The following is a 23,978-nucleotide window of genomic DNA, read 5'->3' as shown; positions in this document are numbered from 1 at the left end:
GGCTACAGCCTATGCGGGCCGGGCGCGCTCCTCCCCCGCGCGATCGGCGCCGCGACGGCGGGAGCCGGCCGCGCGACGAACCCGCCGCGGCGCGTCCTCAGGAGGCAGGAGCGTCGTGCGGGTGAAACGCGACCACTCGACGAGCGCGGGCGACCGCGGCGCTATGTCGCGGAGAGTCGCGCCGGCGAGCACCGCGGCGTCGAGCGACTCCCGGTCCTCGGGGACGTACCCCACCGCCTCGACGCTGCCGAACCGGAACAGGGTGCGTCGCACCTGGCCCGCGGCGTCCCAGCCCCCTGCGCTGGGGCGCACCCGGTTCACGAGCACGGAGACGCGCGACGGGTCGACGATCTCGAGGAGCTGCACGTACGCGCGGAAGAAGCGCGAGAGGCCCACCGTGTCGGCGGAGACGACGGCGACGACGTGATCCGCACCGCGCAGCACCGCGTGCGTGGCCGCGTTGCGGCGGGGCGCGAACATGTCGCTCGAGATCTCCTCGTCGTCCTCCAGGTTGAAGGACGCGTCGACCACCGTGTAGTCGCGCCAGCCCCGGCACGCCTGCAGCACGGCGGAGACCCTCCCCTCCGCGAGCTCCGGCCACCTGTCCGGGCGCGAGATGCCGGTCAGGACCGAGAACCCCGGCGCCCGCGTCGACGGGTGGTGCTGGGCGATCCGCTCCAGCTCCTCCACGGTGAGGCTGTCGGCCGCAGCCAGGCGGCAGGCGGCGGCGAAGCCCGGCGCCTCGTCCAGCAGACCGAGCGTCGCGGCCACCGTGCCGCCGTGGACGTCGGCGTCGACCAGCACGGCCGATCGACCCGCCGCGGCGACCTCGCCCGCGATGGCCAGCGCGGTCGTGGTCCGGCCCGGAGCGCCCTGCGGACCCCGGACGGCGATCACCCGGCCGATCCGTTCCCGTCCGTCGTCCGGCTCCTGCTCCCGGACGACCGGGGCCGGCACGCGCGGGCGTCGGGCGAGGCCGAGACGCGCTCGCAGCGGTCGAGCCCGGCGGTCCCGCTCCGGTCGCGTGCGGGAGCTCGTCCCGGGGCGTGAGGAGCCATCGGTTCCGTCCCGGCCGCTCGACGGATCTGCGCGGACGTCGGACCCGTGGGCCGACCGTCGGGTCCCGGCCTCGGGGAGCCGAGCCCGATCGCGTGAATCGCCCGGGTCGCCGTGCTCGGGTGGAGCGATCTCCAGGTGCGCGGCGACGGCGTCCGCGCGTCGGACGCCGGAAGCCGTGCCGCCGGCCGCCCCGAGCGGGCGCACCGAGAGCAGCAGCTCCTCGATCTCGCGCCAGGTGGCGCCTTCATCCACGACCTCATGGTGTCCGAGCGCCTGCGCATTGCGGCGGTCGGCCTCGCTCGACGCCACCGCGACGGCTCGCGCGCCCCGATCGTCGAGCGCCGCGAGCACGTCGCGGTCGAGCGTGGCGGGAGACGCGGCGATGACCAGGTGCAGGGGGTCGATCGTCGTCGCCTGGACCGCGGCGACCACCTCCGCCCCGCCCGTGACGCGAGCGAGGACCGCGTGGCCTGCCTCGACGACGTCGCGGAGGAGGGCGTCCTCCACTCGGGGCGGGAGGGCGAGGATGAGGGACGCCACCCTCAGGCCCCCGCGTCGCCGACGGGCACGAGCGACATCTGGTCCCCTGCGTCCGTGGATGCGAGGACCGCCGCCACGTCCTCACGCGGCACGGTCAGCTGCACCTGCGTGTGGTCCTGATCCGCGACGAAGCCCTCGGGCCGGATGACCTGGGCGACGGTGGCCCCCGAGACGATGACGCGCGGCGCGTCGTAGGCGTTCGTGCCGGAGCCCTTGACCGCGGCAGCCCAGATGTCGACGACGGTGCCCGGTGCGACGAGGTGGTCGGCGCCCGCGGACGTGGGGATGACGACCGATGCGGTGGTGCGCGCGTCCGCCGAGGAGAGCGATGACCGCGGGACCAGCTCACCCGCTCCCACGAAGCGCGTGACGACGAGCCCGTCGGCGGAGTCCGGGGAGACGTAGTGGTCGGCGGCGCCGTCGATGCGGACGCGCACGGGCACGAGGTCGGAGGCATGGACCGTCGTCCCCGCGTCGAGGGCGGACGCCGCGGCCATGACGACCACCGAGGAGTCGGCGGAGCGCAGGAGCGCGACGACGCCGCCCGTGGACACGAGGACCAGTACGAGCCCGACGACGAAGCGGGGATCCAACCAGACGGGACGGCGCGCCGGACGCGCGGGACGAGGGGTGGGAGGCATGCCGGTCAATGTCGGGGACGGCGCTCGCGGGCGTCGCGCGTTGTCCACATGGTCCCGCGCGACGGGCGGTCAGACGCGGACGAGGACGATCCCCGCGAGGGGCACCAGCCGGTACCCCGAGACGGCTGACTCCCGCCGAGGGGTGCCCGCCTCGTGGACCGCGATGTCGACGTGGTCGCGGGCGACGCGATCCAGCGTGCCGCCGATGACGGTGTCACGGAGCCGCAGCTCGACGCGCGCACGACGCCTGCAGAGGTCGCGCAGGACGAATGGCAGCCCGATCCGGTCGACGATGCCGCGCTCCGGCGGCAGCTCCGAGACGGGCGCGAGGCTCGACCGCGCCTGCTCGCGGTCCAGGGCGAGCGCGTTGATGGACGCGATGGGGAGGATGCACGCCCGCTCCTCAGGCGAAGGCGCGTCGCCCGGGACCGTCAGCTCCCCCGACAGCCAGTCGCGTCCGAGCACCTTGGCGCGGAGGTCGATCCAGGTCCCGTCCGACAGCGACAGGCGCAGCGGCCTCGCCTGGTCGGGTGAGATGAGCGCCCTCAGGCGGTCGCGCATGACGGTGCGCGCGACGCGCACGCGCTCCTCCTCGGCGCGCTGGTCCCGCTCCTCGGCGAGCCGCGCCGTCTCCCACTGGCCCTCGAGGTCGTCGAAGAGGTTCTCCCACCTCATCGGTCGCCGGACCCCGGCTTGCGGATGGAGCGAGGCGGCGGCGGGGAGGGCTGGTACATCCGGGTCACCTTGGGTCCCTTCCTTGAGATCCGCTCTCAGTTCTCCACATCTTGTGCACTGGACGTGCGCCGAGCCTCTCGCGATGTCACAGTTGACCAGTCATCGTGGTCCCCCGATCGGGGGGAGCACCGGGATGGGAGTGACGCATGAGTGAAGCAGTGCCACGGGAGGATCTCCCTGACCGTCGGAGCGCCGTCGCCAGGAACGCCGAGGGCGCCCCGACTCGTCGGTCCGGTGCTCGGAAGCCCGCATCCACGCAATCGCAGGCGACGAGCGCAGCGGTCGGTTCGTCGTCCGCCGCCGCGCCCGCCCCGACCGCCACGGTGCGGGGCACCGTGCGCAAGCGCTTCGACGTCGACTACTTCTTCGGGCGGCAGCCCTGCAGCAGCCAGGACCTCCCCCCGTCCGGTCCGTTGCTCGAGAACCTCACGCGGTGCGTCATCGAGATCCTCGCGGGAGCCCGGGAACTCGACCAGATCGCACGGTGGGTCAGCGATGACGTGTACCGCCACCTCCTCAAGCGCGTGGTCCTCAGCGCTCGTGCCCGTCGCGCGAAGGGGCAGTCGGTGACGCGGCCGGTGTTCACCATCGGCACGGTCACGTCGTTCTCGCCCCGCGACGGCGTCATCGAGGCCGTGATCGTGGTCCACGGACGGGCACGAGCCCGCGCCGTCGCCATCCGGCTCGAGGGCCTCGACCGGCGGTGGCGCGCAACGGCCATCAACGTGCTGTAGCCCGCCCCCGACACGACGAAGGGCGCATCTCCCGCGGGAGATGCGCCCTTCGTCGTGCTGTCGGCGTATGCGGTCGGACCCGGGACGACGGGAGACCCGTCGCCCCGGGGGTCCTACTTGCGCCGGTCGGCCTTGCGGCGCTCCTCGCGGTTCTGCGGAGCGGACGATGCACCGGTCGGCTGGCCGAATGCGCCGCGCGCGGGCGGGCCCTGCGGGGTCTCCGGCTCGTCCTCGCCGACCAGGACGGCGTCCTCCGCCTGCTGGTCCTTCTGGGCCTTGGCCGTCGCCGCCTTCTCGATCTGGCCGCGCTGGTTGCGGACCTCGACACCACCGTCGTCCGTGGGAGCGGTGTAGCGGAGCTTGTCCGCCGTGGCCTGGTTCGCGGCGAGGCCCTTCGCCTGGATGCGCGGGCCCACGGACTCGGCGTCGGCGGGGGCCTGCACCTCGACCTCGAGGTTGAAGAGGAACCCGACGGTCTCCTCGCGGATGGCGCCCATCATCTGCTGGAAGAGCGCGAAGCCCTCGCGCTGGTACTCGACCAGCGGGTCGCGCTGCGCCATGGCCCGGAGGCCGATGCCGTCCTTGAGGTAGTCCATCTCGTAGAGGTGCTCGCGCCAGCGTCGGTCGATGACCGAGAGCACCACGCGACGCTCGAGCTCGCGCATGGCGGCCTCGCCGAGCTGCTCCTCGCGCTTCGAGTAGGCGAGCTTCGCGTCGGAGAGGATCTCGCGGCGGACGAAGTCGCGGTTGACGCGGCCCTTGCTGCCGGCCTCCGTGATGACCTCGTCGATCGTGATGGAGATCGGGTACAGCGTCTTGAGCTCGGTCCAGAGGGCGTCGAAGTCCCAGTCGTCGCCGTTGCCCTCGCCGATGTGCGAGTCGAGCACGTCGTCGATCACGGCCTCGAGGAAGCGCTGCGAGCGCTCCTGGAGGTCGTCGCCCTCGAGGATGTGGCGGCGGTCGCCGTAGATGGCCTCGCGCTGGCGGTTGAGGACGTCGTCGTACTTGAGGACGTTCTTGCGGATCTCGGCGTTGCGCGCCTCGACCTGGCCCTGCGCGCTGCGGATGGCCCGGCTCACGACCTTGGACTCGATGGCCACGTCGTCCGGGACGCTGTCGCGCCCCATGAGGCTCGCGGCGGCGCCGTTGTTGAACAGCCGCATGAGGTCGTCGGTGAGCGACAGGTAGAAGCGGCTCTCGCCGGGGTCGCCCTGGCGGCCGGAACGCCCGCGGAGCTGGTTGTCGATGCGGCGGGACTCGTGGCGCTCGGTGCCGAGGACGTAGAGGCCGCCGGCCTCGATGACCTTGGCCGCCTCCTCGTCCACCTCGGCCTTGACCTGGGCGAACACGTCGTCCCACTCGGTCTCGTACTGCTCCGGGGTCTCGACGGGGCTGAGTCCGCGCGCGTTCATGGCGGCGACCGCGAGGAACTCCGCGTTGCCGCCGAGCATGATGTCGGTGCCGCGGCCGGCCATGTTGGTGGCGACCGTGACGGATCCCAGATGACCGGCCTGCGCGACGATGGCGGCCTCACGCGCGTGGTTCTTCGCGTTGAGGACCTCGTGGCGCACGCCCTTCTTCGCGAGGAGCTTGGAGAGGTACTCGCTCTTCTCGACGCTCGTGGTGCCGACGAGGACGGGCTGGCCCGCCGCGTGACGCTCCGCGATGTCCTCGACGACCTGCTCGAACTTCGCCTTCTCGTTCTTGTAGATGAGGTCGGACTGGTCCTTGCGCTGCATGGGCCGGTTCGTGGGGATGGGGACGACGCCGAGCTTGTAGGTGCTCATGAACTCGGCGGCCTCGGTCTCGGCCGTTCCGGTCATGCCGGAGAGCTTCTTGTAGAGGCGGAAGTAGTTCTGCAGCGTGACGGTGGCGAGGGTCTGGTTCTCGGCCTTGACCGCGACGCCCTCCTTGGCCTCGATGGCCTGGTGGATGCCCTCGTTGTAGCGGCGGCCCATGAGGATGCGCCCCGTGTGCTCGTCGACGATGAGCACCTCGCCGTTCATGACGACGTAGTCCTTGTCCTTCTTGAACAGGGCCTTGGCCTTGATCGAGTTGTTGAGGAACGAGATGAGCGGGGTGTTCGCCGACTCGTACAGGTTGTCGATGCCGAGGTGGTCCTCGACCTTCTCGATGCCGGTCTCGAGCACGCCGACGGTGCGCTTCTTCTCGTCGACCTCGTAGTCGACCTCCGGGACGAGGCGCTTGGCCACGTTCGCGAACTCCGTGAACCAGCGGTTCGCGTCGCCGGCGGACGGGCCGGAGATGATGAGCGGCGTGCGGGCCTCGTCGATGAGGATCGAGTCGACCTCGTCGACGACGGCGAAGAAGTGGCCGCGCTGGACCATGTCGGACGCCTGCCACGCCATGTTGTCGCGCAGGTAGTCGAAGCCGAACTCGTTGTTCGTGCCGTACGTGATGTCGGCGGCGTACTGCTCGCGGCGCTGCTGCGGGGTCTGGCCCGCGAGGATCACGCCGGTGGTCATGCCGAGGGCGCGGAACACGCGGCCCATGAGCTCGCTCTGGTAGCTGGCGAGGTAGTCGTTGACCGTGATGACGTGGACGCCGCGCGAGGCGATGGCGTTGAGGTACGCGGGCAGCGTGGCGACGAGGGTCTTGCCCTCGCCGGTCTTCATCTCGGCGATGTTGCCGAGGTGCAGGGCCGCGCCGCCCATGATCTGGACGTCGAAGTGGCGGAGGCCGAGCGTGCGGCGGGAGGCCTCGCGGACGGCGGCGAACGCCTCGGGCAGCAGGTCGTCGAGGGACTCGCCGTTGGCGTGGCGCTCGCGCAGCTCGACGGTCTCATTCTTCAGCTCCTCGTCGGTGAGGTGCGTGAAGTCCTCCTCGAGCTGGTTCACCGCCTTCGCGTAGTTCTGCAGCTTGCGGAGCGTGCGCCCCTCGCCGACGCGAAGGACCTTCTCGAGTACTGAGGCCATCGGTGTCTCCCTGCGTAGATGGGCGGGCGCCGGATGACGACGACCGCCGTGACGGCGCGCGGATGTCGCCGCCGACGAGCTTCGCCATAGTACCGGCTCGTCCGGTGCCCTTCCCGGGAGCGCCCTGACCCGTGGACCCGGCGCCATGCACGAGGCCCCGTGCGCCGGAGCGCGCGGGGCCTCGAGGGGAGGGACGGGATCAGCGGCGGAGCGCCCGCGAGCCGGCTCCGGCTCCCGCGAGCTCCTGCTCGCCGTCGGCCAGGCCGATGACGCCGTAGTCCCAGCCCTTGCGGCGGTAGACGACGCTCGGGCGGTCGGTCTCCGCGTCGATGAAGAGGAAGAAGTCGTGGCCCACGAGCTCCATGTGCTCGAGCGCCTGGTCGACGGTCATGGACTGCGACGGGAAGACCTTGGTGCGGATGACCACGGGGCAGTAGTCGTCCTCGGCGACGGGCTGGTCGACCGGCGCGACGCTCTTGCCGTTGACGCGCTCGATGAGCTCGGCGTCTGCCGGGTCGAGGTCGATCTGGGCGAAGCCGTCCGTCGCGGCCTCGTGCAGCGAGAGGGGCCGGTGGTTGCCGCGGTGGATCTTCTTCTTGTCCTTGGCGCGGCGCAGCCGTTCGAGCATGCGCCCGAGGGCGAGGTCGAAGGCGGCGAACTTGTCGGCGGCGCTGCTCTCGGCGCGGATGACGGGGCCGGGCCCCACGAGCGTGATCTCCACGCGGTCGTCCCCGGCGGATCCGCCGGACTTCTCGCTGTGCCGCGAGACCTTGATGTCGAGAGAAATGGACTTCTCGGCGAGCTGGACGATCTTGTCGGCTTTCTCGGTGGCGTACACGCGGAATCGGTCGGTGATCTCCGCGTTGCGGCCGGTGATGTTGATGTCCATGACGTACCTCCAGATCATGACGCGTCGCCCGCTGGAAGAGGGCGATCACTTTCACGCCTTTCGGGCGAGCCTAGACCTCGGGCAACTGCCTGCGCGAGGCATCCGGCGGGTGGACCGCGAGCGCATCCGAGATGCACAGGGAGCGACGGGTCGGTCAGCGAGCGCGCGGCAGTCCGTCGCGGGAGCGGGCGGGGACGGCGGTGAGGACCGCGCACGCGACGACGTCGCCGCCGGCGGCGCGGATGGCGCGGCAGGTCTCGCGGAGGGTGGCGCCGGTGGTGAGGACGTCGTCGACCACGAGGATCTGGCGGCCGGCGAGATCGGTGCGCGCCACGAGGCAGCCGTCGACGTTGGCCGCGCGGGCGGCGACCCCGAGGCCGGCCTGGTCGGCGGGGCGGCGGGTGAAGCGGAGCGGGTGGCGCCGAAGCCCCGGCACGCCCGGGGCGCGGAGCGGGCGGATGCCGGCGCGGGCCAGCAGGACCTCGACAGGCGCGTAGCCGCGACGACGGAGGGAGGCGGCGGGCGAGGGGACGGGGATCACGTCGAGCGGGCGCGCGCGGGCGCCGGCCGAGCCGGCCTCGCGCTCGGCGGCGGCCACGGCCGCGCGGACGGCCCCGACGAGGGTGGCCGCCAGCGCCCGTGCGGCGTCCGTGCGGCCGTCCTCCTTGAGGGCGGACAGGAGCGCGGGCCAGGGCGGCGCGTACGCGCTCCCGCAGCCCACCGGCACGATGCGGGCGGGCTCGCGCCCGCCCGACGAGGGGACGGCGGGCAGCGCGAGCGGCCGCACGACGGGCAGAGCGAGGATCGCCGCCCGGCACGCCGGGCACACGGCGCGGTCGGGAGCGCCGCATCCCGCGCAGGTCACGGGGGCGACGACCGCGAGGGCATCGAGCAGGGCGGAGCGGACAGCCGAGGGCACCCGGGAGGACAGGGACGACGGGGACAGGGACAGGGCGGGCTGCCGGGGCGCGGGGATCACGCGCGCAGGGTCGCACGCGCGGGGGCGCGGACGGACCGGCGCGGTGGATCCGTGGAGGACGTCAGCGCTTGGTCGCGACGAAGGAGACGCCGGTCGCCGTCTGCTGCCACGTGCTGCCCCGCGGAGTGAGCAGTGCCCCCGCGCTCGTGAGGACGCGCAGGCCGCTCTCGTCGTTGGCGCCCGTGATGGAGACGCCGTCGGCCGCTGACCCCATGTCCTTCGACGGACCGCCCACCTGGTGCAGCTCCACCTGGCGCTCGCCGTCGGGCGCGAGGGTCAGGGTGGCGACGTCGAGCTCGTCGACCCAGGTGGCGTCCAGCGGGGTGCCCGGCGAGGCCAGGAGCTCGAGCGGGGTCGTCGTGAGCGACGTCGGGACGCCGCCGTCGCGCACGATCGAGGCCACGAGTAGCTGGGGCCCGGCGCCCGTCTCGAGCTGGACGAGGACGCGCGCACCGTCGCGCGCGACCTCGAGGGAGACGACGCGGCCGGTGGCGGTCCAGCTGACGGCGACGGGGTGGCCGACGCCGTCGGGGCCCCACGCGACGAGCCCGCGGGGATCCGACGCGGGCGTCGACCAGACGTAGCCCTGCGCGTCGAGGGACGGCGCGACGAGGCCGGGGCGCGTGTCCAGGAGCACGGCGTCGCGGTCGCCGTCGCCCACCGACCACACGCCGGACGCGTTCCGCACCGCCGCCTGCCGGCCGTCCGCGCTGAGCGTCGCCGCGTCGGCGCCGAGGGCCGTCACGCGCGTGCCCAGCGTGCCGAGGGGGACGACATCTCCCCCGCCGAGGTAGCCGAACTGGCCCTGGGCCAGCACGAGCGGGCGCGACTCCGCCTGCGGGTCCTTGACCGGGCCGCGCCCGCCGAGGTCCGCGACGTCGAGGGGCGTGCCGTCGACGAGCATCTGCACGTCGAGCACGGACGGGATGTTGGACAGGCTTAGCCGGAGCTGCAGCTTCATCCGCTGCTGGGTGACGCCGTCGGCGGCGCGCGCCTCGGTCGACAGGTCCACCTGCGGCGTGCCGCTGGCGGTGGTGACGGCCGAGGACGCCAGCTGCGTGCCCTCGGGGAACGCCGTGACGACCGCGGGCTGGGACAGCCACGGCGACGGGCCCTGGAGCAGCGACTTCACGATGCGGGTGCTCACGCTCTGGGAGGCCCGCGTGACGAAGAACCGGAGGTCCGGCACGAGGAACGAGAACGTGGGGTCGAAGAAGTACAGGGCGTGCGCGCTGAAGATCTCGCGGAAGTAGGTGGAGCGCAGGGCGATGCCGTCGGGCGCCTTCGCGATGCGCCACTCGCCGCGCTCCTGCACGAGCTGGAAGGAGAGGCGCGTCTCCTGGTCGCTGCCGACCTCGCGGTAGTGGCCCTGGCCGTCGACCGTCGCGATGGTCGTGACGGAGTAGCTGTAGGTGCCGTCGACCTCCTCCGAGGTCTCGGCCTGCCCCTCCCAGACCACGACGCTCGCGAACGGGTCCCAGCGCGACGCGAAGTCGGAGGAGAGGAACTGGCGGGCGACGCCGTACTGGTCGGCCGAGCTGGTGGCGGCGTCGACGAAGCCGGCGATGACGTCGTCCGGACCGTCGCCGGCCTGCGGGCCGTCCGGCTGGTAGCTGACGCCCGACTCGTCGGTGACCGTGGCGGGGTCGCCCTCCGACACCGGCCCGCCGGACGGGATCGAGACGCAGCCGGAGAGGAGGACCGCGCAGGCGGCGACGAGCGCGACGGCGGCCGCGCGCGCGGAGCGGCGGGAGGCGCGGCGCGGGCGCGGGCGCGGGTCAGGTGCTGGGGACACGGGCGTCCTCCTCGTCGGCGCGGTCGTCCGCGGGGTCGTCGGGCGGCAGGGCGACGGGCGAGCCCTCGAGGGGGACGTCCGGCCGCCGGGGCAGGGTCAGCCGGAAGCAGGATCCCTCGCCCGGCCGCGACCACAGCTGCAGCCAGCCGTGGTGCAGGTTCGTGTCCTCCAGGGAGATGGCCAGGCCGAGGCCCGTGCCGCCCGTGGTGCGCTGGCGCGACGGATCCGCCCGCCAGAAGCGGTCGAAGACGTGGCCCATCTCCTCGTGCGTCATGCCGACGCCGTAGTCGCGGACGGCGAGCGCGACGGCGTCCCGGTCGCTGTCGACCGTGATGACGATGGGCCGCCCCTCGCCGTGGTCGACCGCGTTGCCGACGAGGTTGGTGACGATGCGGCGCACCCGGCGGGCGTCCATCTCCGCGTCGAAGTAGCCGCCGGGGGCGACCAGCCGGAGCTCCGAGCCCTTCTGCGCGGCGAGCCCCTCGAACTCCTCGATGGAGTCCTCGACGAGCCGCACCAGGTTGGTCGGCTCGGTCACGAGGTCGACGGCGCCCGCGTCGAAGCGGCTGATCTCCAGCAGGTCGGCGAGCAGCGTCTCGAACCGCTCCACCTGCGTGTGCAGCAGCTCGGCGCTGCGGGCGGCCGGCGGGCTGAAGTCCTCGCGGAGGTCGTAGAGCACGCCCCCGGCGAGCCGGATCGTGGTGAGCGGCGTGCGCAGCTCGTGCGAGACGTCCGAGACGAAGCGCTGCTGCAGCTGCGAGAGGTCGGCGAGCTGAGTGATCTGCGACTGCAGCGAGTCGGCCATGCCGTTGAACGAACGGGCGAGCGTCGCGATCACGTCCTCGCCCTTGACCGGCAGGCGCTCCTCGAGCTGGCCGGCCGCGAGCTTCTGGCTCGTGTCGGCGGCGACGCGGATGGGCGCGACGACGAGCCGCACCACGAGCCACGCGATCGCCCCGATGAGCACGATGAGGAAGAGGAACGCGAGGAGGATCGTGCCGGCCACGAAGTCCAGGGTCTGCTGGATGTCGCCGAGGTCGTAGACGAGGTACAGCTCGTAGCGGCCGGCCGACGGGATGTCGATGCTCGAGCCCACGACGATGCCGGGGCTGGTGGAGCCCTGGTCCCCCACCGGGATCGCCACCGACTGCCACTGCTGGGTGCCCGTGCCCTCACCGACCGCGCGGCGGAGGTCGGCGCTCAGGAGGCTGTCGACGTAGTCGGCCGTGGACGCGTTCTGCAGCACGTTCCGCGCCTCCGTGCCGGGCGTGCGGCGGAAGGCGAAGTCGGAGAGGTTGATGGCGCTGCCGCGGAGCTCGTCGAAGACCTGCGTCCGCAGCTGCTCGAGCTCGGTCTGGTCGCTGGCGTCGGACGAGGTGAACTGCTCCTGCATCCGGCTGGTGGCGCTGTTCGACTGCTGCAGGACGGTGTCGAGCCGCTGGCGGAAGAGGTCGCTCGAGATGCTCTGCGTCATGAGCACGCCGATGAGGAGCACGGTGACGCCCGAGAGCGCGACCGTGATGAGGACGGTGCGGAACTGGAGGGAGACCGACCAGATCCGGACGAGGCGGCGCGGCCACGACCTCCAGTCGACGAGCCACACGGGCAGGGGGCGCATGGGGCTAGGCCGCGGCCCCCGCGCGGTAGCCGACGCCGCGGACGGTCATGACGATGCGCGGGTTGTCGGGGTCGTCCTCGACCTTCGCGCGCAGGCGCTGCACGTGGACGTTGACGAGGCGCGTGTCGGCCTTGTACTGGTAGCCCCAGACCTGCTCGAGGAGCATCTCGCGCGTGAACACCTGCTGCGGCCGGCTGGCGAGCGCGTGCAGGAGGTCGAACTCGAGGGGCGTCAGGTTGATCCGGTCCTCGCCGCGGCGCACCTCGTGGCCCTCGACGTCGACCACGAGGTCGCCGACCTGGAGGAGCCCGGGCGACGCGGCGGCGGCGGGGCGCAGGCGCGTGCGGATGCGGGCGACGAGCTCTTTCGGGTTGAAGGGCTTGACGATGTAGTCGTCCGCGCCGGACTCGAGGCCCTTCACGACGTCGGCCGTGTCGGACTTCGCCGTGAGCATGATGATGGGGATGCCCGACTCGGCACGGATGAGGTCGCACACCTGGATGCCGTCGAGGCCGGGGAGCATGAGGTCGAGGAGCACCAGGTCGGGCTTCGCCTCGTGGAAGGCGGCGAGCGCCTGGCCGCCGTCCGCGCAGAAGGAGGGCTCGAACCCCTCGGTGCGCAGGACGATGCCGATCATCTCGGCGAGAGCGGTGTCGTCGTCGACCACCAGGATCCGTGCTGTCATGTGATCTGGGTTCCCTGTCCTCGTGTGCCCCCAGGGTAGCCGGTGGATCGGCGGGATCGGCCGGACACCTCCGGCGCGGGACTTCGCGCGCGGCCTGTGGGAGGCTGGCGACCGTGACCGATGACCAGAGCTGGCAGGCCCCGGGCGGCGCACCGTCCGGTCAGGGAGGGTCCCCGGATCCGGATCGCACGCGGTCGGACGCCGGCCACGCGGCACCGCCGCCGCCCGGCTGGCCGCCGGCGTCCCCGTACGCCGCCCCGTCCGCCGCCCCGCCCGGCGCCGGCTTCCCGCCGCCGCCCGGCTGGGGCTCCGCGCCCGGCTGGACCCCACCGCCGAAGCCCGGCCTGCTGCCGCTGCGGCCGCTCGGCCTCGGCGCGATCCTCGCGGGCTCGTTCCAGACCCTGCGGCGGAACCCCGGCGCGACGGTCGGCAGCGCCCTGCTCATCCAGGGTCTCGTCGGCGTGGTGACCCTCGTGATCGTCGGCGGCGTCACCGGCTTCGTCGTCACGCGCATCTTCTCGGCCCGCGAGGCGGACCAGGGCCCGCTCATCGCCGGCGGCGTCACGGCGGTCGTGATCGCCGCGCTCGTGACGATCGTGCTGTCGATCGTCGCGTCGGCCTTCCTCCAGGGCGTCGTGGCGAGCGAGGTGGCGCGCGGCACGCTCGGCGAGCGGCTGCGCATGCGGGCGCTGTGGCGTCTCGCCCGCCCGCGCCTCGTGCCGCTCGTGCTCTGGAGCCTCTCCCTCACGGCCGCGTGGACGCTCGTCTTCGGGGTGCTCGTCGGCATCGTCGCACTGCTGGTGCTCGCCGGCGGCGGCGGGATCGTCGCGGGGATCCTCGTGGGCGTCCTCGGCGTGATGGGCCTCGTGGTCGTCTCGGCGTGGGTCTCGACGCGCCTTGCCCTCGTGCCGAGCGCGATCGTCATCGAGCGGCTCCGTCCGCTGGCGGCGGCCCGGCGGTCGTGGTCGATCACCATCGGGTCGTTCTGGCGCGTGCTCGGGATCCTGCTGCTCACCGCGGTGATCGTGTCCGCGGCCACGAACGTCGTGACCATCCCGCTGACCCTGCTGACCTCCATCCTGCAGGGCGTGCTCTTCCCGAACGGGGAGCTCGACTTCCAGACCTTCGACGCCTCCGCGGTTTTCTATCTCGGCGCGCAGCTGCTTTCGCTCGTGGTGAGCGTGGTGGTGGGGAGCATCGGCGCCGTCGTCACGTCCGCCAACGCGGCCATCCTCTACATCGACCTGCGGATGCGGCGCGAGGGGCTCGACCTCGAGCTCGCGCGCTTCGCCGAGGAGCGCGCGGCGGGCGCGGACTCGGCGACCGGGCCGGACGCGCGGGATCCGTACGCGGCGCCCGCTGCCGGCGCGACCACCGCCGGTCCGGGACGCGCGTGACCGGCTCCCTCCTCCTCGCCGCGGTCGCGCATGCGGCCGCGGTCCCGGTGGATCCCGACGCCGACGACGCGCGCCGGCTGCTCCTCGACGAGCTCGCGAAGCCGGAGTACGAGGCCGCCCGCCCGAACGCGCTCGACCTCGCGGCGCAGGCGGTGGGCGACTGGATCGCCGACCTCCTCGGCGGGGCGGGCGGGGGCCTCGCCGACCTCGCGCCCGTCGTGATCGGCGTGCTCGTCCTCGCGGTCGTCGTGGTGGCGTTCCTCGTCTTCGGGGCGCCGCGGCGGGACCGCAGGCGGGCGGCCGCGCGTGGCGACGGGCTGTTCGGATCCGACGACCGGCGCTCCGCCGAGGAGCTGCGCCGCGCGGCCGAGGCGTCCCGTCGGGCGGGCGACCTGGCGGCGGCCGCATCCGACCTCTTCCGGGCCATCGCGCGCGAGCAGGCCGAGCGCACGATCGTGGCCGTGGATCCGGGGACCACCGCCCGCGGGTTCGCCCGGCGCGCGGGATCCGCGCACCCCGCCCACGCCGCGCGCCTCGTCGGGGCCGCCGACGACTTCGACGCCGTGCGCTACCTCGGCCGACCCGGTACGGAGGAGATGCTCGACCGGCTCTCCGCCCTCGACCGCGACCTCCGCACGGCCGTCCCCGTGCTGCACGAGCCCGTGGGCGCGGGTCAGCGGTGAGCGCTCCCATGCCCGCCGCCGCCGCCCTCGCGACGGCCGCGACCCGGACGCCGCGACAGGCGCTCCGGCGGGCCGGGACGTGGATCGCGCTGGCCGCCCTTGCCGTCGTCGTCGCGCTGGCCTCGCTCGCGGTCTCCGGCGCCGCGCGCCAGGGCGACGCGCTCGCCCCCGACAACCCCGCGCCCGGTGGCACGCAGGCGCTCGCCCGCGTGCTCCAGGGGCAGGGCGTCGAGGTCACGCTCGCCACGACGCTCGCCGAGGCCCGGGCCTCCGTCGGGGACGGCGACGACGCGACACTCGTGCTCGGCGCCACGTCCGACCGCCTCGACGACGCGCGGCTGGCGGAGGTCGGCCGCCTGTCGACGCGCACGGTGCTGCTGGCCCCCGACTTCCGCACGCTGCAGGCCATCGCGCCCGACGTCGCGGCGGGCGGCGCGGCCGAGTCCGCCGACCGCGCGCTGGACGCCGCATGCGCGCTGCCTGCCGCGCGGGCCGCCGGATCGGTGCCCGACGACGCGCCCGTGTTCCGGTACCTCGGCGACGATGCGTCCGACGCCGTCACGTGCTTCCCCGACGACACCGGCGACGCGTTCGCGCTGCTCCAGGTGCCGGCGACGCTCGCGCCCGGCGGCACGGTGACCGTGCTCGGCGCGGATCCCATCCTGACGAACGGCCGCATCGCCGAGCAGGGATCCGCCGCCCTCGCGCTGGGCGTGCTCGGCGAGCGGCCGCGGCTCGTCTGGTACACGCCGTCGCCGGACGATGCCGCCTCCGACGCGCCGCCCACGCTGGGCGAGCTGACGCCCGGGTGGGTGACCCCGGCGATCCTGCTGCTGGGCGCCGCCGCCCTCGCCGCCGCCGTGTGGCGCGGCCGCCGCTTCGGCCCGCTCGTGGTGGAGCGGCTGCCCGTCGTGGTGCGCGCCGACGAGACCGCCGAGGGCCGCGCGCGGCTCTACCAGCGGGCGGATGCGCGCGGCCACGCCCTCGACGCGCTGCGCGTGGGCACGGTCGACCGGATCGCGTCGGCGCTCGCGCTCGGCCGCCTCGCCTCCGTCGACGACGTCGTGGGCGCGTCCGCCGCCACCCTCCGCGAGGACCCCGCGGGGATCCGCGCCCTGCTCCTCGACGACCGCCCCCGCACCGACCGCGTCCTCGTCGACCTCGCCGCGCGCCTCGCCGACCTCGAGCGCCGGGTCGCCCGCGCCGCCGATCCCGCAGACCCGACCGACCCCACCAGGAGAATGGATCCATGACCGACGACCTCCGCACCAGCCTGCTCGCCGTCCGGACCGAGGTCGGGAAGGCCGTCGTCGGGCAGGACGGCGCCGTGACCGGCATGATCATCGCCCTCCTCGCCCGCGGCCACGTGCTCCTCGAGGGCGTGCCCGGCGTGGCGAAGACGCTGCTCGTCCGCTCGCTCAGCCAGGCCCTGCGCCTCGACACCGCGCGCGTGCAGTTCACGCCCGACCTCATGCCGGGCGACATCACGGGATCCCTCGTCTACGACTCCCGCGAGGGCGCGTTCTCGTTCCGCCGCGGACCCGTCTTCACGAGCATCCTGCTGGCGGACGAGATCAACCGCACGCCGCCGAAGACCCAGTCGGCGCTGCTCGAGGCGATGGAGGAGCGGCAGGTCACGGTCGACGGCGAGAGCCACGCGCTGCCGGATCCCTTCCTCGTCGCGGCCACGCAGAACCCCGTCGAGTACGAGGGCACCTACACGCTGCCCGAGGCGCAGCTGGACCGCTTCCTGCTGAAGCTCGTGCTCGACCTGCCCGAGCGGGACGCCGAGGTCGAGGTGCTCCGCCGACACTGCGCGGGCTTCGACCCGCGCGACCTCGAGGCGGCCGGCGTCCGTCCCGTGCTCGACGCGGACGGGCTGCATCGCGCGCAGGCGGCCGTGCGCGAGGTGCGCGTGGGCGCCGACGTGCTCGCCTACATGGTCGACCTCGCGCGGGCGACCCGCCGCTCGCCGTCGGTGCAGCTCGGGGTGTCGCCGCGCGGATCCACGAGCCTCCTGGCCGCGAGCCGCGCCTGGGCGTGGCTGAGCGGCTTCGACGCCGTGACGCCCGACCACGTGCAGGAGATGGTGCTGCCGGTGCTGCGCCACCGCATCGCGCTGCGGCCCGAGGCGGAGCTGGAGGGCGTCTCCGTCGACGCCGTGCTCCGCGGGGTCATGGCGCAGGTGCAGGTGCCGATCTAGTGGCGCGCCGCTAGATGTACCCGGCCGTGACGTTGGTGACACTTCTGGCGGCGTGAAGAGGCCTCCTGGCTTGATGGAGCTGTCTAGTTCAACCATCGCCAGGAGGCCTCGATGTCCCATCGCTAATGCCCGGTTGACTGTTCATGGTCGGCTTCTCCTCGTTCGCCGGGTGGTCGAGGATCGTCGTCCGGTGTCGCATGTGGCTCGCGAGCTCGGGGTGTCGCGTCAGTGCGCGCATCGGTGGGTGGCCCGGTTCCGTCAGGAGGGTGTCGCGGGGCTCGCGGATCGGTCCTCGAGACCACGGTCGATGCCGGCGAGGACGAGTCCGGAACAGGAAGGCGCCGTGCTGGCTGCGCGCGCGGAACTTCGGTTCGGGCCCGCCCGGCTGGCTCCGGTGACGAGCGTTCCGGCCCGCACGATCTCCCGCATCCTGCGCCGGCACGGGGCGCCGCCGTTGGCATGGTTGGACCCCGTCACCGGGGCCGTGATCCGGGCATCCCGGTCAACGGCGCACCGGTATGAGCACGAGCATCCGGGTGATCTGATCCACGTGGACGTGAAGAAGCTCGGGAGGATCCCGGACGGAGGCGGCTGGCGGGTCCACGGGCGCAGCGAGCAGGTCCGCGGCCGCGGGATCGGGTTCGATTACGTCCATGCCGCGGTCGATGACCACACCCGTCTCGCCTACGCGGAGATCCATCCCGATGAGAAAGGCGCGACCGCGGCCGGGTTCCTGACCCGCGCAGCGGCGTACTTCGCCGGGCGCGGGATCACCCGGATCGAGCGGGTCATCACGGACAACGCGTTCGCCTACCGGCACTCGACCGCGTTCAAGAACGCCGTCCAGGACCTGGGCGCGCGGCAGAAGTTCATCCGCCCGCACTGCCCCTGGCAGAACGGCAAGGTCGAGCGCTTCAACCGGACCCTCGCGACCGAGTGGGCCTACCGGCAACCCTTCACCAGCAACCAACACCGCGCCGACGCGCTTGACCCCTTCATCGAGCACTACAACACTGAACGAATCCACTCAAGCCACGGGCTCACGCCCGCGGCCCGAGTGTCACCAACGTCATGACCCAGTACACCTAGATGGCCCTCACCGGACGCACGGTCGCGCTCCTCCTCCTGGGGATCGCGCCGCTCGTCGCGCTCGGCGACGGGTCGGACGCGGCCTACGCGCTCCTCGCGGGCTGGATCCTCCTGGTCGCCGTGCTCGAGGCGACCGACCTGGCCCTGGCCGCGAGCCCACGTGCCGTCGCGCTCGAGCGGAGCCTGCCCGCCAGGATCCGCCTCGACGAGACCGGCGAGAGCGTGCTGCTCGTGACGAACCGCGGATCCCGCACGCTGCGCGGCGTGGTGCGCGACGCCTGGCAGCCGTCGGCGGGCGCGTCCTCCACGCGCGACCGGGTGCGGATCCCCGCCGGCGAGCGCCGCGCGATCCGCCTGACCCTCACGCCCACGCGCCGCGGCGAGCGCCGCACCGAGCGCGTCACGATCCGCTCCGCCGGCCCGCTCGGCCTCGCCGCGCGCCAGGCGACGCTCATCTCCCCCGGCGCCGTGCGCGTGCTGCCGCCGTTCCGCTCCCGCCGTCACCTGCCCTCGCGGCTCGCCCGCATGCGCGAGCTCGACGGGCGCACCGCCCTCATGGTGCGCGGCCAGGGCACCGAGTTCGACAGCCTGCGCGACTACGTGCGCGGCGACGACGTGCGCTCCATCGACTGGCGCGCGACCGCCCGCCGGCAGGACGTGGTCGTCCGCACCTGGCGGCCCGAGCGCGACCGGCGCGTGGTGCTGGTGCTCGACACGGGGCGCACGGCCGCGGGCCGCATCCGGGACGAGACGCGCCTCGACACCGCGTTCGAGGCGTCGCTGCTGCTGGCCGCGCTCGCCACGCGCTCGGGCGACCGGGTGGACATGGTGGCGCACGACCGCCGCGTCCGGGCGCGCGTGCGGGCGGGATCCGGCGGCGACGTCGTCTCGCGCATGGTCGACGCGCTCGCGCCCGTGGATCCCGAGCTGCTCGAGACCGACTGGACCGCGGTGCCCGCGCTCGTGCGCCGCATCGTCTCGCAGCGCTCGCTCGTGGTGCTGCTCACCGCCGTCGACTCCCCCGGCAGCTCGCGCGCGCTCCTGCAGGTGCTGCCGCAGCTGACGCGCACGCACCACGTGCTGGTGGCCGCGGTCGTGGATCCGGGCCTCGCCGAGCGCGCCGCCGACCGCTCCGGCCGCGCCGCCGTCTACCGCGCCGCGGCCGCCGAGCGCGCGCTCCTCGACGTGGCGCGCGTGGAGGCGGCCGTCCGACGGCTCGGAGCCGACGTGGTCACGGGCGCGCCGGCCGACCTGCCGCCCGCGCTGGCCGACCGCTACATCCGGCTGAAGGCCACCGGGCGGCTCTGAGGCCGGACGGTCCGACGGAAGGCCCTGTCGACGGGTCCGGCCGACGGCGGGCGCCCGGTCTCAGGCGGGCGCGGCCGCCGGATCCGCCGATGGCAGCGGGAGCACCCCGCCGCTGAGCGCGCGGATCGCCCGCTCGAGCGCGTCGCGCATGTCGATCTCCGGCCGGTAGCTCCACTGCAGCTGCAGCCCGTCGCTCACCGCGACCGCGACGCGCGCGAAGGAGTCGGGGTCGAGCCCCGCGGGCAGCTCGACGTCGAGCGCGCGCACCTGGTCGGCGACGGCGCCGACGACGCGGGCGTAGCGGCCGGCGATGTACGCGTGCGCCGGGTGCTCGGCCCCGGCCGCGTCCACGACGAGGCGCGAGTAGAGCGCGACGAGACCCGGCGTGTCACCGTTGTGCGAGCTCGCGCGCAGGAGCATCCCGACCATGTCCGTGGGATCCCGGTCCGGCATCGCCTCCCGGAAGTCGGCGACCGAATGGGCGTCGCGCTCCTCGAGCACGGCGGCGATGAGCGCCTCGCGCGACTCGAAGTAGTGCAGGACGCCGGCCTTGCTGATGCCCACGGCGTCCGCGATCTCCTGCAGCGACGACGCGGAGTAGCCGCGCTCGGCGATCAGGGCCAGGGCGGCCTCGAGGATCTCGCGGCGCCGGGCCGCCCCCTTGGCGTAGCGGCGCGGTCCCTCGTCGACTGCCATGGCTCGACCCTAGCGATCCGCGAGAGCCCTAAATACCTACCGCGGGTCGGTTTCTCGTGCTACCTTCGTGCCGTTCCGCCGACGAGGGCGGACGGGAACCTGGAGGCACCGTAGCCGACGCAGTCCGAGATCAGCAGACCGAGGGCGCGTCGCGCGCCCGCAGCGGACGACCCGGCGGGGCCCGCCCACCCGGATCCCGTCGCGCCGAGATCGGGATGCCCATCGCGCTCCTCGGGCTGTTCGTGGCCCTGCTGCCGCCCATCATCGTGTCGCTCGCGCTCAAAGTGGCCGAGATCGCGCCCGACGACACCGCGGGCACCTTGAGCCTCGTGCTCGGCCTCGGCGCGCTCGTCGCCCTGGTCGTCAACCCGCTCGCGGGCCGCCTCTCCGACCGCACGCCGGGCCGGTTCGGCATGCGCCGGCCGTGGATCATCGGCGGCGTCGTCCTCGGCTACGGCGCGCTCATCCTGCTCACGCAGGCCACCACCGTGCTCGCGCTCGTGGGCGCCTGGATGCTCGTGCAGGGCTGCTTCAACGCCGCCATCGCGGCGCTCATCGCCGTCATGGCCGACTCCGCCCGCCCACGCAACCGCGGCCGGGTCGCCGCGGCCATCGGCGTCGCGCAGAACGGCTCGCTCGTGGTCGGCACCTTCATCGTGCAGCTGTTCACCACCACGACGCAGCAGGTGCTCGTACCGGGCGCGATCGGCGTCGCCGTGGTCGTCGTCTTCGCGCTCGTCTTCCACGACCGCGTGCTCACCGAGCGGCCGACCGCGCGCCTCAGCGTGAAGGAGCTGCTCGGCTCGTTCGTGTTCGACCCGCGCAGGAACCCCGACTTCGGCTGGGCCTGGCTCATGCGCTTCCTCCTCACGGCCAGCGCCGTGACGGCCACGAACTACCTCGCCTTCTACCTCATCGACGACCTCGGGGTCGCGCAGGCCGACGTCGCCAACGCCGTCTTCGTCGCGACGCTCTTCAACGTGATCGGCGTCGTCTCCACCACCTTCGTGGCCGGCTGGCTGAGCGACCGGCTCGGCCGCCGCAAGGTCTTCGTGGCCGCCGCGGCGCTCGTCGCCGTCATCGGCCTCGTGATCCTCGCCCTCGCGCCCAGCCTCGCCGTCGTCTACGTCGCGCAGCTCGTCATCGGCGCGGGCATCGGCTCGTTCTACGCGGTGGACCTCGCGCTCATCACCGACGTGCTGCCGAGCGACTCCGACAACGGCAAGGACCTCGGCGTCGTCAACATCGCGCAGGCGCTGCCGCAGTCGCTCGTGCCCACCGCCGCGAGCGGCGTCGTCGGGATCGCGGGCTACCCGGGCCTCTTCATCGCGGGCGCCGCGGCCGGCCTCCTCGGCGCGGTCGCCGCGTTCCGAGTGAAGGGCGTCCGATGAGCACGCGTCACGAGCAGGATCGACCCGACACCGACGTCCCCCGAGGAGCACCCATGGACCCGCACGCCACCGACCCGCACGCCACCGACCCGCACGCCGCCACCCCGCTCGACCCCGAGGCCGCACGTCTCGAGCAGCTCGCCGCGCGACTCACGCTGGAGCAGAAGGTGCAGCTCATCACGGGCCGCGACTTCTGGACCACCTGGCCCGTCGAGGGGATCGGCCTGCGCCGCATGCTGGTCTCCGACGGCCCGAGCGGCGTGCGCGGCGAGGTCTGGGACGAGCGCTCGCCCTCGCTCAACCTGCCGTCGGCGTCCGCGCTGTCCTCCAGCTGGGACACCGGGATCGCCGCCCGCTACGGCCGCGCGTCCGCGGTCGAGGCGCGCCGCAAGGGCGTCGACGTGGTGCTCGGCCCGACCATCAACCTGCACCGCTCGCCCTACGGCGGCCGGCACTTCGAGGCGTTCAGCGAGGATCCGCTCCTCACGGCCGACCTCGCCGCCGCCTACGTCGCGGGCGTCCAGGAGAACGGCGTCGGCGCGACCCCGAAGCACTACGTCGCCAACGAGTACGAGACCGACCGCTTCACGGCCGACAGCGTCGTCTCCGAGCGGGCGCTGCGCGAGCTCTACCTCGCGGCCTTCGAGAAGGCCGTCGTCGAATCGCGCGCCTGGCTCGTGATGAGCTCGTACAACTCCATCAACGGCACGACCTCCACCGAGAACGACCTGCTCGAGACGCCGCTCAACTCCGAGTGGGGGTTCGACGGCGTGGTGGTGAGCGACTGGACGGGCGTCCGCAGCGTCGACGCCGCGCGCGCCTCCCAGGACCTCGAGATGCCGGGACCGGTCGGCGCATGGGGCGACGCGCTCCTCGCCGCCGTGCGCGACGGGCGCGTGCCCGAGTCCGACGTCGACCGCAAGGTGGTCCGCCTGCTGCGCCTCGCCGCCCGCGTCGGCGCGCTCGAGGGCTTCGACGCCGTCGTGCCCGCGCCCGTCGAGGTCGAGGACGGCGTCGCGTTCGCGCGCACGGCCGCCGCGGCCGGCGCCGTGCTCGTCCGCAACGAGGACGCCGCGCTGCCGCTCGACGCCTCCGCGCTCCGATCCGTGGCCGTCATCGGCCACAACGCCGTCGAGGCGCGCACGCAGGGCGGCGGCAGCGCGACCGTGATCCCGGAGCACGTGGTGACGCCGCTCGATGGGATCCTCGAGGCGCTCGGCGACGGCGTCGAGGTGCGGTACGCGCGGGGCGCGGTCGTGCAGAAGGGGATCCAGGAGCTGCCGCTCGCGGAGATCGTCAACCCGCGCACGGGCGAGCCCGGCGCGCTCGTCCGCTTCCTCGACGCCGACGGCGCGGAGATGTTCGCCGAGGACCGCCGCGCGACGACGCTCATGTACTTCGGCGGCGACGCGCCCACCGGCACCGCCGCGGTGATCGAGATCACCGCGCGCTGGACACCCGCGGCCACCGGCGAGGTGCTGTTCGGCTTCAGCGCCACGGGACGCGGCCGCGTGTACGCCGACGGCCGGCTCCTCCGCGAGGACGGCGCCGCGCCCGTGGGCATGGACCTCGGCGCGAGCCTCATGTCGCCGCCCTCGATCTCCGCGCCGCTCCAGACGACCGCGGGCGAGACGGTGGACCTCCGGGTCGAGTTCGAGCTCACCAGCATGCCGGGCGGGCTCGCGGGGATCCTCGGGATCACGGTCGGCCTCGAGGCCGACGAGTCCGCGCCCGACCGCCTGCTCGACGAGGCCGTCGAGGCCGCGACCGGCGCGGACGTCGCGATCCTCGTCGTCGGCACCAACGCGCAGGTCGAGTCGGAAGGCTTCGACCGCGACTCGCTCGCGCTCCCCGGCCGGCAGGACGAGCTGGTGCGCCGCGTCGCCGCCGCGAACCCGCGCACGATCGTGGTCGTCAACTCGGGCTCGCCCGTGCTCCTCCCCTGGCGCGACGACGTGCAGGCCGTCCTCCTCGCGTGGTTCGGCGGCCAGGAGTTCGGCGGCGCCCTCGCCGACGTGCTGTTCGGCGACGTCGAGCCGGGCGGCCGCCTCCCCACCACGTGGCCCGCCACCGAGGAGAACGTGCCCGTCCGGTCCGTCACGCCGGTCGACGGGAAGGTCGTCTACGACGAGGGGATCCACGTCGGCTACCGCGCGTGGCTCCGCTCGGGCGCGACCCCGGCGTACGAGTTCGGCCACGGCCTCGGCTACACGACGCACGCGCTCGACGACCTGCGCGTGGCCGAGGACGGCGCGGGCGGGATCACCGCCACCGTCACCGTGGCCAACACGGGCGACCGCGCCGGCAAGCAGGTCGTGCAGGCCTACCTGTCGCGCGAGGGATCCGCGGTCGACCGTCCCGTGCGCTGGCTCGCGGGCTTCGCGTCCGTCGAGCTCGCGGCCGGCGCGTCCGCCGACGTGGACATCGCGATCGGCGCGCGGACCTTCGCGCACTGGGACGGCGGCTGGCAGCGCGAGCCCGGCGCGTTCCGCCTGCACGTGGGCACCTCGGTGAGCGCGACGCCGCTGGAGGCCGAGGTGGATCCCGCGGCCTGACCCGCATCACCCGCACGACCCGCGAGGCGGGCGGCGCGGCGGATC

At 73.8% G+C, this 23,978-nt stretch carries 19 protein-coding genes; 9 read left to right on the top strand and 10 right to left on the bottom strand.

Annotation, left to right across the window (positions count from 1 at the left end):
* Positions 1 to 9: 9 nt before the first annotated feature.
* From CMS_RS03395 to CMS_RS03385, 3 genes are all read right to left on the bottom strand, one after another.
* Positions 10 to 1,599 (bottom strand): AAA family ATPase, encoded by a 1,590-nt coding sequence (locus tag CMS_RS03395; protein ID WP_106408672.1) that lies wholly within the window; start codon positions 1,597 to 1,599, stop codon positions 10 to 12.
* A gap of 2 nt (positions 1,600 to 1,601) precedes the next feature.
* The gene (locus CMS_RS03390) at positions 1,602 to 2,240 is read right to left on the bottom strand and encodes an SAF domain-containing protein (protein ID WP_012298109.1); all 639 of its coding nucleotides are present in this window, start codon (positions 2,238 to 2,240) and stop codon (positions 1,602 to 1,604) included.
* 69 nt (positions 2,241 to 2,309) lie between these two features.
* Positions 2,310 to 2,915 carry a hypothetical protein gene (locus CMS_RS03385; RefSeq protein WP_012298108.1) on the bottom strand — a complete coding sequence of 202 codons (606 nt, stop codon included), beginning with the start codon at positions 2,913 to 2,915 and terminating at the stop codon, positions 2,310 to 2,312.
* A 395-nt stretch (positions 2,916 to 3,310) separates the two neighbouring features.
* Here CMS_RS03385 and CMS_RS03380 point away from each other — a divergent pair, with 395 nt between their 5' ends.
* Complete coding sequence (locus CMS_RS03380; protein WP_223842713.1) at positions 3,311 to 3,709, top strand: Rv3235 family protein; 399 nt, start codon at positions 3,311 to 3,313, stop codon at positions 3,707 to 3,709.
* A 113-nt stretch (positions 3,710 to 3,822) separates the two neighbouring features.
* On the opposite strand, the gene secA is transcribed toward CMS_RS03380, so the two are convergent.
* From secA to mtrA, 6 genes are all read right to left on the bottom strand, one after another.
* Entirely contained in the window at positions 3,823 to 6,645 is a 2,823-nt protein-coding gene (gene secA / locus CMS_RS03375) for a preprotein translocase subunit SecA (protein ID WP_012298106.1), read from the bottom strand.
* A 199-nt stretch (positions 6,646 to 6,844) separates the two neighbouring features.
* On the bottom strand, positions 6,845 to 7,534 hold the full coding sequence (hpf, locus tag CMS_RS03370; RefSeq protein WP_041464363.1) for a ribosome hibernation-promoting factor, HPF/YfiA family: 690 nt from the start codon (positions 7,532 to 7,534) through the stop codon (positions 6,845 to 6,847).
* Between the two features lie 154 nt (positions 7,535 to 7,688).
* Positions 7,689 to 8,513 (bottom strand): ComF family protein, encoded by an 825-nt coding sequence (locus CMS_RS03365; protein WP_012298104.1) that lies wholly within the window; start codon positions 8,511 to 8,513, stop codon positions 7,689 to 7,691.
* 61 nt (positions 8,514 to 8,574) lie between these two features.
* On the bottom strand, positions 8,575 to 10,308 hold the full coding sequence (gene lpqB, locus CMS_RS03360; protein ID WP_041464362.1) for a lipoprotein LpqB: 1,734 nt from the start codon (positions 10,306 to 10,308) through the stop codon (positions 8,575 to 8,577).
* On the bottom strand, positions 10,292 to 11,926 hold the full coding sequence (gene mtrB, locus CMS_RS03355; protein ID WP_041464361.1) for an MtrAB system histidine kinase MtrB: 1,635 nt from the start codon (positions 11,924 to 11,926) through the stop codon (positions 10,292 to 10,294). Before mtrB ends, lpqB begins: the two co-directional genes overlap by 17 nt.
* Before the next feature lie 4 nt (positions 11,927 to 11,930).
* Positions 11,931 to 12,611 (bottom strand): MtrAB system response regulator MtrA, encoded by a 681-nt coding sequence (gene mtrA, locus CMS_RS03350; protein WP_012298101.1) that lies wholly within the window; start codon positions 12,609 to 12,611, stop codon positions 11,931 to 11,933.
* 113 nt (positions 12,612 to 12,724) lie between these two features.
* Between mtrA and CMS_RS03345 the strand changes: the two genes are divergently transcribed.
* The 6 genes from CMS_RS03345 (at position 12,725) to CMS_RS03320 (ending at position 19,291) form a co-directional block, all read left to right on the top strand.
* Entirely contained in the window at positions 12,725 to 14,008 is a 1,284-nt protein-coding gene (locus tag CMS_RS03345) for a hypothetical protein (RefSeq protein WP_012298100.1), read from the top strand.
* Positions 14,005 to 14,691 carry a DUF4129 domain-containing protein gene (locus CMS_RS03340; RefSeq protein ID WP_012298099.1) on the top strand — a complete coding sequence of 229 codons (687 nt, stop codon included), beginning with the start codon at positions 14,005 to 14,007 and terminating at the stop codon, positions 14,689 to 14,691. Before CMS_RS03345 ends, CMS_RS03340 begins: the two co-directional genes overlap by 4 nt.
* The gene (locus CMS_RS03335; protein WP_012298098.1) at positions 14,688 to 15,944 is read left to right on the top strand and encodes a DUF4350 domain-containing protein; all 1,257 of its coding nucleotides are present in this window, start codon (positions 14,688 to 14,690) and stop codon (positions 15,942 to 15,944) included. Before CMS_RS03340 ends, CMS_RS03335 begins: the two co-directional genes overlap by 4 nt.
* Entirely contained in the window at positions 15,941 to 16,894 is a 954-nt protein-coding gene (locus CMS_RS03330) for an AAA family ATPase (protein WP_012298097.1), read from the top strand. Before CMS_RS03335 ends, CMS_RS03330 begins: the two co-directional genes overlap by 4 nt.
* A gap of 73 nt (positions 16,895 to 16,967) precedes the next feature.
* A complete protein-coding gene (locus tag CMS_RS03325) occupies positions 16,968 to 17,969 on the top strand; it encodes an IS481 family transposase (RefSeq protein ID WP_049791880.1) in 1,002 nt (333 codons plus the stop codon).
* A 14-nt stretch (positions 17,970 to 17,983) separates the two neighbouring features.
* Positions 17,984 to 19,291 (top strand): DUF58 domain-containing protein, encoded by a 1,308-nt coding sequence (locus CMS_RS03320; RefSeq protein WP_012298096.1) that lies wholly within the window; start codon positions 17,984 to 17,986, stop codon positions 19,289 to 19,291.
* Between the two features lie 60 nt (positions 19,292 to 19,351).
* Here the strand turns inward: CMS_RS03320 and CMS_RS03315 are convergent, their stop codons facing one another.
* Positions 19,352 to 19,987 carry a TetR/AcrR family transcriptional regulator gene (locus CMS_RS03315; protein ID WP_012298095.1) on the bottom strand — a complete coding sequence of 212 codons (636 nt, stop codon included), beginning with the start codon at positions 19,985 to 19,987 and terminating at the stop codon, positions 19,352 to 19,354.
* A gap of 215 nt (positions 19,988 to 20,202) precedes the next feature.
* Between CMS_RS03315 and CMS_RS03310 the strand changes: the two genes are divergently transcribed.
* Together CMS_RS03310 and CMS_RS03305 are read left to right on the top strand one after the other, a co-directional pair.
* Positions 20,203 to 21,378, top strand: a complete 1,176-nt coding sequence (locus CMS_RS03310) for an MFS transporter (RefSeq protein WP_223842712.1) — start codon at positions 20,203 to 20,205, stop codon at positions 21,376 to 21,378.
* A gap of 53 nt (positions 21,379 to 21,431) precedes the next feature.
* Entirely contained in the window at positions 21,432 to 23,933 is a 2,502-nt protein-coding gene (locus tag CMS_RS03305; RefSeq protein WP_041464359.1) for a glycoside hydrolase family 3 protein, read from the top strand.
* The last annotated feature ends 45 nt before the right edge of the window (positions 23,934 to 23,978 follow it).

Origin of the sequence: Clavibacter sepedonicus, assembly GCF_000069225.1 — a bacterium.
GTDB lineage: Bacteria > Actinomycetota > Actinomycetes > Actinomycetales > Microbacteriaceae > Clavibacter > Clavibacter sepedonicus.
The sequence above is the reverse complement of the archived record's forward strand: the minus strand, read 5'-3'. Positions and strand labels throughout refer to the sequence as shown.